This is a genomic window from Streptomyces sp. NPDC001933 (assembly GCF_042890955.1).
Classification (GTDB): Bacteria; Actinomycetota; Actinomycetes; order Streptomycetales; family Streptomycetaceae; genus Streptomyces.
This window is the reverse complement of record NZ_JBIASS010000010.1, coordinates 351,947-362,738: the sequence shown is the minus strand read 5'-3', so window position 1 is coordinate 362,738 and position 10,792 is coordinate 351,947. Positions and strand designations below refer to the sequence as shown.

The 10,792-nt window shown below is 67.0% G+C and carries 7 protein-coding genes; 5 read left to right on the top strand and 2 right to left on the bottom strand.

Going from position 1 to position 10,792, the window contains the following annotated elements; genetic code table 11:
• The 3 genes from ACFYY7_RS25240 to ACFYY7_RS25230 all read left to right on the top strand — a co-directional run.
• Nucleotides 1-578: discoidin domain-containing protein (locus tag ACFYY7_RS25240; RefSeq protein ID WP_388664717.1), on the top strand; the 578-nt coding region annotated here is incomplete at its 5' end.
• Nucleotides 579-676: 98 nt separating this feature from the next.
• Nucleotides 677-4,105 (top strand): putative Ig domain-containing protein, encoded by a 3,429-nt coding sequence (locus ACFYY7_RS25235; RefSeq protein WP_388664715.1) that lies wholly within the window; start codon nt 677-679, stop codon nt 4,103-4,105.
• Nucleotides 4,106-4,232: 127 nt separating this feature from the next.
• On the top strand, nt 4,233-6,608 hold the full coding sequence (locus ACFYY7_RS25230) for an Ig domain-containing protein (protein ID WP_388664713.1): 2,376 nt from the start codon (nt 4,233-4,235) through the stop codon (nt 6,606-6,608).
• A gap of 153 nt (nt 6,609-6,761) precedes the next feature.
• Here ACFYY7_RS25230 and ACFYY7_RS25225 read toward each other — a convergent pair whose 3' ends face one another.
• The gene (locus ACFYY7_RS25225) at nt 6,762-8,033 is read right to left on the bottom strand and encodes a cation:proton antiporter (protein ID WP_388664711.1); all 1,272 of its coding nucleotides are present in this window, start codon (nt 8,031-8,033) and stop codon (nt 6,762-6,764) included.
• Between the two features lie 129 nt (nt 8,034-8,162).
• Complete coding sequence (locus ACFYY7_RS25220; RefSeq protein ID WP_266734692.1) at nt 8,163-8,624, bottom strand: Crp/Fnr family transcriptional regulator; 462 nt, start codon at nt 8,622-8,624, stop codon at nt 8,163-8,165.
• 256 nt (nt 8,625-8,880) lie between these two features.
• On the opposite strand from ACFYY7_RS25220, the gene ACFYY7_RS25215 reads away from it, so the two are divergent.
• Nucleotides 8,881-9,756, top strand: a complete 876-nt coding sequence (locus tag ACFYY7_RS25215; protein WP_388664709.1) for a universal stress protein — start codon at nt 8,881-8,883, stop codon at nt 9,754-9,756.
• Nucleotides 9,757-9,903: 147 nt separating this feature from the next.
• The gene (locus ACFYY7_RS25210; RefSeq protein ID WP_388664707.1) at nt 9,904-10,791 is read left to right on the top strand and encodes an oxygenase MpaB family protein; all 888 of its coding nucleotides are present in this window, start codon (nt 9,904-9,906) and stop codon (nt 10,789-10,791) included.
• Nucleotide 10,792: the final 1 nt, after the last annotated feature.

The following is a 10,792-nucleotide window of genomic DNA, read 5'->3' as shown; positions in this document are numbered from 1 at the left end:
CCTGGACCACGGTCGCCCGCCGCACGGACCGCGCGTCCGCGGGATCCGACACACTCACCTTCGAACCGGTCACCGCCCGGTACGTGCGTCTCGTCGGCACCGAAGCGGCCCGCAAGCACGACGGCTACGCGCTGTGGAGCATGCGCGTCTTCGACGCAGCGGATCTGGCGCTGCACCGGCCGACCACCGCGTCGTCGTCCGAAGTGCCCAGCCTGGGACCGGAGAACGCCACCGACGGCGACCCGGCGAGCCGCTGGGCCAGCGCCTACCGTGACGCCGAATGGATCCAGGTGGACCTGGGCCGGGTACAGACGGTCCGCCGCGCCCTGCTCGACTGGGAAACGGCGTCCGCAAAGGACTACGACATCCAGGTCTCCGACGACGGGACGCACTGGACCACAGCCGCCGCCGTCCGGGACAAACCCACAGGCGCCCGCGTGGACAACCTCACCCTCGCTCCCACCCCGGGCCGGTACATCCGCATCCAAGGCATCAAGCGCACATCGACCTTCGGCTACTCACTCCGACGCCTCGAAATCCGGGCCCCAAGCCCGGCAACGAACCCGCTGCACCACTGAGAGGTGCGTGCCAGCCGGCGACGGCGCCGGCCGGCACCACTGCACAACCCCCACCGAGCACGGGATAGTCGCGCTGATGGAGAGAGGGCCACTCGACAGTGAGCAACAGCTATAGAAAGATCGCTTCCTTCTTGGGGGTGGTGATCGTCGCATCACTCCTGTTCGGTGCATCCGCAACGAAAAAGGCGTCCGCGCAGCAGGTGTCCGGGAACGCTCCGTTCATAAACTCCTGGCTGGTCTCGGGCCCATTCGATTCGCCGGTGGTCGACAAGAAATATGAATGTGAAGCCGATGGCTCGAAGACCCCGGTCGACGGGACGACGGAGATCAGCCCGAAGGGCGGCGATTCATTGAGCTTCGGCAACGAAAGCAGAAAGTGGGAGTACTTCGACGACCGCATCTATAACCGGAACTACGACGACTACCAGGATCTTTACGGGTACTACTCCGTCAAGAAGGGTGTCGATACGAGGAACAAGTACGTGTACGCGCACACGTACGTCTACAGCCCGGTCGAGCAGCAGGCATATCTCAACGTCGGCGCGAGCGGTTCGTACCGGCTGTATGCGAACGACAGCTGCCTGACGAAGCCGAGCACCCCGGTGGAGGTGCAAAAGGATCTGACGAAGCAAGCCGTCCAGCTGCACGCAGGCTGGAACAAGCTGATGATTCAGATCGAGCACACCTACACGGAGGACGTGAATTCGAACGGTGTGCCGATAGCCAAGGATCAGAACGTCTCCTATCTCGGGTTCTACGGCCGGGTGGCGGACCAGAACGGCAACAAGATCGATGGCCTGGTCAATTCCGTGACAGGGCCGTCGGGGAGTCTGCAGATCGTGTCGCAAGGACTCTCGACCGGCGATACGATCCACACTCCGCTTCCGAAGAACAACATGCCGACCGGCTACAAGGAATGGCCGTACGTCTGGAACAAGTCGGCGTCCAAGAACAAGTACGGCGTCAGCGCTTCGGCTTTCCAATTCATGGCTGCCGGTGGCGCGCCGGGCTATACCTGGAAGATCATCGACGGGAAGTTGCCTGATGGCCTGGCGCTGAACCCTGATGGCTCCATCGCGGATGGACTGGTCGACGGGAAAGTCGATCTGAACAGCACCAAAGGCATCGTTGGCGTCAACACCGAACCAGGCGACTACCACTTCACCGTCCAGGTGGCTGACAAGGAAGGGAGTACTGCCTCAAGAGACTTCACCATCACGGTGAAGGAACGCCCGAACAAGTGGTTCGAGGAGGGCAGGGTCAGCGCACTGACCCATTCCACCCCGACTTACAACTACTTCGTTGATCCCGACTACTCCGTTGATCAATGGGCAGCGAGAGCGAAGCGTGAAGGACACTCGCTGATTTCGGTCGAATCCCTGCAGCAGAACTACTTCTGGCCGTCGAAATTCGCCGATCCGAAGCACATCAGGGCGGAGTACCTCCCCAAGGACGAGAACGGCAAAGTAGTAGACGGATTGAAGCCGTATGAACAGGCAGTGAAGCGGTACGGCATGAAATTCGGCCTGTACTACGCTACCGAGGGCGGCGGCTTGCAGCATTACTCCACTGATGTGTTCGTGCAGAATGTGGAGGATCTCATCAAGCGTTACTCTCCGGACTACCTGTACTTCGACGGCCCGCAGGCAATGCCCAATGCCAACTACGACGCTATGTACAGCGCGGTACGCGACCTCAGCGATGAGATCATCGTGGACTCAAATGCCCAGGGGGCTGAGTACGGTGATCCGGATCTGAGAACGAGCGAGGCGTCGGGCATCTACGCCAATACGGGGAAGAACCATCTTCTCAAGCGGACCCCCATGGAACCGTGGAAGATGATCCACACCAAGAACATGCTCTCGCCGTACTACGGAAAGCGCGACGACTTCAGGCAGGTCACCAAAGAGATGGTGATGAATGCCGGTCGGGGCTATGTCGACAACAACGATCAGTCGGTTCTCGACAGCCGGGGACCGAACTGGGACTCTCCCCAGGACATCGCCACGAGATACCCGAAGGCCGCCCAGGAGTTCATCGACGTAAGAGAGAATCTCGCCGACTGGTTCGCTCCGGAGCATGGTCCGGAGCGTCATGAGTCCACGACGGGCACGACGCCGTACTTCCTCGCGGGCGCCGGCTACGAAGACGATGGACGAGGAAACTACGAGAAGTTCGCTTTCCCCAACAGCACGACCGGCCCGCAATGGGGATATGCGACCGCCAGGGACAACAACATCTATCTGCACATCGTGAAGGGGCCCGACGGCAAGAAGGGCTTTGACGCGATCACCGACAAGTCCCTGACCATTCGTCCGGTCAAGGATCGGGTGAAGTCGGTGAGATGGCTGAACAGCGACGTCCCGGTCACGTCGTTCAGTCAGAAGGGCGACAGCCTGACCATCGACCTGGCCGATGTGAAGGAAGACCCGATCGACACGATCGTCAAGATCGTGACGGACAGTCCTGAGCGCAAGTACAAGCTGACCGACGTCGACGTCACCGGTGAGCAGTTGGCGCCGAAGGTGCTGAAGGTCAAGGCCGAGGGCTACATGACGTATCCCGCACTGAAAGCCGGGCTTTCGGGCGTGACCTACAGCAGCGCGAACCCTGAGACGGCGAAGGTTCGCCCCAGTGGAATCGTGCATCCGGTGTCGGACGGCACGACGAGCATCACGGTCCGAGGCACCTATGAGGGCGTGACCAGGCAAGGCGTGTTGAAGGTGACGGTCAAGGACGGCCTCGTCCATGCCGCCGGCATGCTCAGTGCGTCGTTGTCGGTGGAGGGGAAAGAGGCCTACGGCGAGTTCGGCCTGAACGACGGGCTCACCTACGACATACAAGGCAGGTCGGCCTCAGGCGGGCCCATCGGCTTGGACGCGGCTCGGATCAACTGGCATGGCGGAATCGTCGATCTGGCCGGCGGTGACAAATACGAGCCGGTCGCCATCAAGGAAGTGGACACGTTCACGTTCAAGGGGAACAAGATCATCACCCCGCAGGTCGAGGCACCCACGAGAGGGGTCGTCTGGGCAGACGTGACACTGGACGGTAAGACCTACCGAACAAACAGGGTCTTCATGGACCTGCTGCCGTACCGGAACCTCGCAAAGGGCGCCGAAATCACGGCCGGCCAGGGGCAGGATGCGTTGTCGAACCTCACCGACGGCAGGCTCATCGATGGCGACCACTTCGATCAGTCGAAGTGGTCGGTGCCAGGAAGCGAAAAGGCTTGGATCCAATTCAAGCTGCCCGCGAAGTCGGATATCGCGAACATCGACATCAACTTCAACACGCTGGATCAGAAGTACCTCGACACGCCCAGGACAATCAAGATCCAAACCAGTGTCGACGGCGTGACCTGGAGTGATGCCAGTACCGTCAACGGCCCGACGGGTACTGCCTATTTCGGGTTCCACAACCAGTACCCCCTCAGCGCACAGGCCCAGTACGTGAAGTTGGCGTTCGACGACGGCTCGAACGGGTCGACGACCGACCTGCTCGAAGTCGCCATCAACGGGAGATAGGTGACATGGCGACCGGTCGGCGTCGTGGCCTCCATCGGTGACAACGCCGGCCGGCGTCACTGCACAACCGATTGCACCCTCCACGTAGAACACGAGACATATCGGCACATGTCGATTCGGAGGAATCGTGGACAGAAGAGACTTCCTGATCGCCGGCGGTGTCAGTTCGCTGGCGCTGATCGCGACACCGGCCCTCACTCAGCCGGCAGCAGCAGGGCCGGCGTTCACGGAACGGGCCGGCCGCCCGTTGCGGATCAGGGCGGGATTCCTGTCGCTGGGTCTCGACCCGACGGGCCGGGTCGTCGAACTGAAGGACATACGCACGGGAACCGACCATCTGTCGGCGGGCAGGTCGCTCCCCCTGGTGTCCGTCGTCCTGGGCGACGGAAAGCAGGACGCCCCCACCCAGGTGAAGGTCTCCCGGCGGGACCGGCACGTGCTGGTGTTCAGCGGCGACCGGGCGACGGTCGAGGTCAAGGTAGTCGACCACGCGACGTACGCGACGCTCGAGGTCGTCGGCCTGGACGCCGCACCGGGCACCGATGTGCGGACCCTGCTGTGGGGCCCGCTGACCACCAGCGTCACCGACACCGTCGGCGAGGCCGTCGGTGTGGTCCGTGACAGCGCCTTCGCCCTCGGTATCACCCCGCTCAACGACAAGACCGTCGGCGGCTGGCCCAAGGAGTTCGACGCGTACGGGTTCGGCTCGGAGGTGAAGCCGAAGCCGTACGGGGAGGCCGGAACGCAGAACGAGTGGGGCGCTGCGGCGAAGACGTCGTGGGGCAGCATTCTGCGCGCCTACTCCTACGACTACAGCACCGTACGGACCCGCGAGGACGGCATCCGGATCGGCCCGCTGGCGGGCTTCGAAGGCCGGATCATCGGATCGAAGCTGGCCGTGTACGGCAGCGCTCCTGATCTCGTGCTCACCGTGCTCAGCCAGATCGCGCGCGGCGAGCACCTGCCGTACCCGACCATCGACGGGCAGTGGCAGAAGGTGGCCCGGGCGACCCGGCAGCCGTTCCTGGCCCTGTCGTCCCTCGGCACCTCGAACCTCTCCGACGCCATGAAGTTCGCGAAGCAGGCGGGCATCAAGAACGTCTACTCCGTGCAGGGCGCGGCCGGTCCCTGGAAGTCGACGGGGCACTACCAGTTCAACAGCGGCTTCGGCGGCTCGGACGCCGCCGCGGCTCAACTGGTCGCGACCGCCGCCGCGGGCGGCATGCGGGTCGGCGTGCACACCCTGTCCAACTTCATCCAGGCCAATGACCCGTACATCTCTCCCGCACCGGCCGACAAGCGGCTCACGGTCGGCGCGACCGTGAAGCTGACCCGCGCTCTGGCCGCGTCGGACACGACCCTGTACGCCGACGGCGACTCCGGCGGCGGCGGTCACGTCATCGGCCGCCGGCTGCGCATCGGCGACGAGTTCCTCACGTACTCCGGTGTGACGCAGGCCGGCGCCGGCGAGTGGCAGTTCACCGGCGTCAGCCGGGCGCAGTGGGGATCGGCCGCGGCGGCCCACCCCGCCGGGGCCGACGCCACCCGGGTCAGCGAGAACCAGTACGGCGGAGCACGAGGCGACCTGCCGGTCATCGACGAGATCGCCACCCGCCTTGCCACCATGGTCAACAGCACCGGCGTCCGGAACATCTCGTACGACGGACTGGAGGAGGCGTCCTGGAACGGCTGGCGCGGCCAGGGTTTCGCTCACCTGGTCAACGGGATCCACCGCCGGCTCGACTCCCAGGACGGCTTCATCTGCGAGGCCTCCAACCCGTCGTCCAACTCCTGGTTCGCCCAGTCGCGGATCAGCTGGGGCGGCATCGGCTGGTCCGATTCCAACTACGCGCAGGTGACCAGGAACAACAACTTCTACCGGGCCAACTTCCTACCCGCCATGGGAGGTTCACTGCCGATCGGCGGAGGCACGAGCACGCTCGGCGTCGAGCACAACCTGGCCCTCGGCGCGTCGATCGGCGCGAACTTCGGCTGGTTCGAGACGAGCACGGACAGTCTCGCCAACGGATCCGACACCGCGGCGGTCCTCACCGCGGTACGGATCTGGAACTCCGCCATCGAGTCCGGCGCCTTCACGCCCGCCCAGCAGCAGCTCATGACCGACGAGAAGAAGAACTGGCACCTGAGCGAGCTGACCGAGGGGAAGGAGTGGTCGCTGCAGGAGCTGGACTCGTCCGGCAGTCCGGTCGGCCGGGCTCAGCCGGTGCGGGCGCCGAAGCCCGGTTTCACGACACCGGAGCCGGCCGACGGCCGCGTGGGTGAGCTGTACGCGTTCAAGGTCACCTCCAGCTCGCCCCGGACGGTCCGGTACGAGGTCACATCCGGCGCGCTGCCCGCCGGACTGAGCCTGAACAAGGACACAGGCGGCATCACCGGAGTCCCCACCGCCCCGGGCACCAAGCGGTTCACGATCACCGCGCGCAACAACGGCATCATGGCCGACGCGGAGGTCACGTACAGCCTGCGGGTCGCTCGCGGCTGACAACGGCCTCGGTCGGTTCATGACCGCTGAAACCAGTCAGGGCCACGACGGGGGTGTGACGGCACGCCTCAGCCTTCCTTCGACGGCGTCCGGAGAGGTGTCGTGGCCCTGGCTCGCCCGGTTCTTGTGCGCCGACACCCTGCCGTACGGTGCTCATGGTGTGTGACCGGAGTCGGTGCCCGCCGTCATGCCTCGGACGGGCAGAGCGTTCACGGCCGGTCCTGCGGCGACCGCGCCGGTGGCCTGTGCGGCTCTGCCGTAGCGCCGGGCGAGGGGAGTGGACGTGATGCCGTGTGCGAGGACGCTGAGCAGCACGGTGCAGGCGACCACCGGGACGATCGTCCGTGCGGCCGACGGGGCCAGGTCCTCGACCGCCAGCAGACCGAAGATGACGGATGCCAGTCCGCGCGGACCGAACCAGCCCACGAACAGGACGGTTCTTCGGTCCAGACCGCTTCCGGTCAAGGACAGGGCCACCGGCACCATGCGCAGCACCGTCAGGCTCAGCACCGCGTAGAGCAGTGCCTGCCAGGTGAGGTGAGTGACGGCGGCCGGCACCAGCACGGCGCCGAAGAGCAGCCAGACCAGCACGGAGAGCAGCGAGGCGGACTGCTCGACGAACAGCAGCACGTGCTGTGAGGCGGCGTGTGCCGAGCCGAAGGCCAGACCTGCGATGAAGGCGGCTACGAAACCATTGCCGCCGATCGCGACGGCCGAGGTGTAGCTCAACAGGGCCAGCGCCAGGACGCCCGGCCCGGCGACGCCTTCGGTGGTCCAGCCCCTGCGCAGGGCGGAACGCAGCAGCCACCCGGCCGTCAGCCCCAGCACCGTGCCGTAGGCCAGGCCGATGGCGAGTTCCACCAGGGCGGCCTCGGAGGCATGGGCGCTCGACGTGCTTCCGGCCGCGGCGACCGCGGCGAGGGCGATGACGACGAAGGGGGTGGCGATGCCGTCGTTCAGACCGCTCTCGACGTTGATGAGCCGGCGGATCCTCTCGGGCACCACCGGATCGACCATCATCGTGGCGCCGAGCGCGGCGTCCGTCGGGGCGAGTGCGGCCCCGACGTACAGCGCTGCCCAGCCCGACACACCGGGGAGCAGGGCCATGGCCACGAGCGCGCCGAGGCCGATGCACATCGGCAGGGCGAGCAGCAGGAGCCGCACGTACAGACCGAGGTCGGGACGGAGCGCCCGGAAGGACAGCCGTGCGGCGTCGGTGAAGAGGACCCAGGTCAGGGTGGTCTCGGCGAGCGCCCGTACCGTACCGGGCGAGGGGGCCAGGTCCAGTACGCCGAGACCTTCGGCCAGCAGCAGGCCCAGAGCCACGAACGCCACGGGGGCGGTGAGTTCGACGCGTGCCAGTCGCTGCGAGCAGAGACCCCAGAGGAAGAGAAGGAGGAGAATCAGCGAGAGGGTTCCATCCACCGTGCACTCCGTGATCGTGGCCGCAAGGCCGACGGAGGGCCGATTCTCGGTGGTCGCGGTGGTACGAGGGTCCAGCCGGAGGGTGTGACCGCAGCTTTCACCCGAGTGGGGCCAGGGCGGCGGTACGGATCACACGAGGCCGCCACCGCCGTGCGGGGCGTAGAGATCGAGGAGACGGACCCGGGCTGCCTGCAACCGGTGGGCGAGGACCTGACCGACCCAGTGGCCGATGGCCGAACCGAAGGCGGGATCGGCGTCCATCGTCATCCGTACCGTCGCCGCGTCGAACTCATGGGTACGGACGGGCGTCATCGCCTCGGCCCCGAGGTGCCAGATGTACGGCTCGAACAGCCAGGACCAGCCCACGAGTTCGCCGGGCCCGAGGTTCTCGATCGAGGCCGGGGAGCTTTTGGGGACGCGGAAGTCCAGTGTGACGGTGCCCGAACGCAGGATCCAGAAGCGGTCCGCGTGGTCCCCTTCGTTGAAGAGGCGCGCGCCCTCCTCGAAATTGACCTCCTGCCCCATCTGCATCAGGCGGGCACGGTACGAGGCGGGCAGGGCCGAGGTGATACGGGTGGGAGAAGCGCTCATGGCGGGTAGCCTCCTCTGCGGCTTCCGAGAGCTTCCGTGAGCACCTCCCGGCGGGTTCCGCCCGATGCGCCGCCTCTCCACTATCTGCCTCCCGCGCACCCCGGGCCAGCCGGATGGCGCCCTCCAAATGCGCCGCCGGAGGATCTGGGGTACTTGTCGGATGAAGAGGATCCGTGCCCGGCGCGTCTGCGCAGCTGCTCGACCCCGTCGATCCTCTGCCGCCGTTCCGGTTCCCTGAGAGACGGAGGCATTCGTCATGGAGCCAGTCGTCACCGTCGGCCTCGACGGGTCGCCCGAGAGCCTGGCAGCCGCCCACTGGGCCGCCGACGAAGCCGAGCGGCGCAAGCTCACGCTGCGCCTGCTGCACGCATGGCCGCTGCTGGTGGAGGAACCGGCCAACGTTCCCGCCGAGAAGGATCAGAACTACTGGGCGAGACGGATCGTGGACAACACGCGGGTCGAACTCCAGGCGCACCACCCGGGCCTCACCGTCGTCGGCAGCCTGGTCGCCGACGACGCCGAGCACGCCCTTCTGCAAGCGGCATCGGAGTCCGAGATGACCGTGCTCGGTTCGCGGGGGCTGGTGCCCTTGGAGAGCTATTTCCTCGGTGACATCAGCCTGCCCGTCGTGGCCCGTGCCGAGCGGCCGGTGGTCCTGGTACGGGCCGGTACGGGGGACGACGGCCGACAGTCCGCCCCGAGCGGAACGCGCGGCGTGGTGGTGGCGCTCAAATTGCACGGGCCCTGCGACGACCTGCTCCGATTCGCCTTCGAGGCCGCTGCCGCGCGCGGCATGCCCCTTCGGGCCGTCCACGGCCGGAGCCTGCCGGTGGACGCGTACGTGCCCTGGGGCGTGGACCATGACGTGGCCGAGGAAGTCGTCCAGGACACGCAGAAGCTCCTCGGCCAGACCCTCCTTCCCTGGCGTGAGAGGTTCCCGCAGGTGGACGTCACCGACGGCACGGCGCTGGTGAGCCCCGCCAAGGCCGTCGTGCAGGCCGCCGAGGGTGCCGATCTGCTGGTCGTCGGCCGGGGCCGGCGCCATCGCGGCCCGGCACCGTCCCTGGGCCCCGTGGCCCAGGGCGCCATCCATCACGCACGCTGCCCCGTCGCGGTCGTCCCCCACGAATGACGCGAGGCCCCTGCCGGGCCGGTGCGGCGGTGATCGCCGGGGCGTGACCGTGCGGGACGGGGGTCTGGAGCTTCCGCCCGGTCGCGCGCATCCTGTGGGGGCGTACGGCATACGCACGTACGCCGCCGAGCGGGAGGTACGAGCGGCATGGTGGACGCCGACCCGGGGCTCTTCGGGCCCGAATCCGTCACCTGGCAGATGCACGGCGACCCGATGATGTGGATCGCCGGAGTCCGGGCGCTCTACCTCCAGGCGCTGCACCCGCGCGCCGTACGCGGCGTCGTGCAGAACTCCGACTTCCGCAAGGACGCCTGGGGAAGGCTGATGCGCACGGCCGGCTTCGTCGGCACGATCACCTACGGCACCACCGAGGCCGCCGAGCAGGCCGGTGCCCGGGTCCGCAGGATCCACCGGCTCATCAAGGCCACCGACCCGCAGACCGGGGAGAGCTACGGCGTCGACGAGCCCGAACTGCTGCTGTGGGTGCACTGCGCGGAGGTGGACTCCTACCTCCAGGTCGAACGCCGCTCCGGCTTCCCGCTCACCGCCGCCCAGGCCGACCGCTACGTCGACGAGCACCGCCGCAGCGCCCGCCTCGTCGGCCTCGACCCCGTGGACGTCCCGGCCACCACCGCACAGCTCGCCGCCTACTTCGAGCGCGTACGTCCCCGGCTCGCCGCGTCCGCGGAGGCGCTGGACGTCGACGACTTCCTGCGACGGCCCCCCGTCCACCCGCTGCTCGTACCGGTGCGGGCCCTGCTGTGGCGGCGCGTCGCGGCACTCGCCTACCAGTCACTGCCCCCGTACGCCCATGAGCTCTACGGCAGACCCGCCGCACCGGCGCACACCGTCGACCGGCGCCTGCGCACCGCCGGAGCCCTGCTGCGCCGCATCCCCGCCCGGCTCCGCTGGCGGCTCCCGCCCGGTCACATTCTGAACGCGATGGCCCGGCTCGGTCCCGGCAGCCGCCCCACCCCGTACAAACTGCGCAGCCGGGCCGCCATACTGGACGGGCCGGGGAGGGCGCAGCAGTAGA

Excerpts from the sequence above, each read along its gene's own strand:
- ACFYY7_RS25220 (WP_266734692.1), bottom strand. The coding sequence starts at position 8,624 with ATGAGCGCTTCTCCCACCCGTATCACCTCGGCCCTGCCCGCCTCGTAC.
- ACFYY7_RS25215 (WP_388664709.1), top strand. The coding sequence starts at position 8,881 with ATGGAGCCAGTCGTCACCGTCGGCCTCGACGGGTCGCCCGAGAGCCTG.
- ACFYY7_RS25210 (WP_388664707.1), top strand. The coding sequence starts at position 9,904 with ATGGTGGACGCCGACCCGGGGCTCTTCGGGCCCGAATCCGTCACCTGG.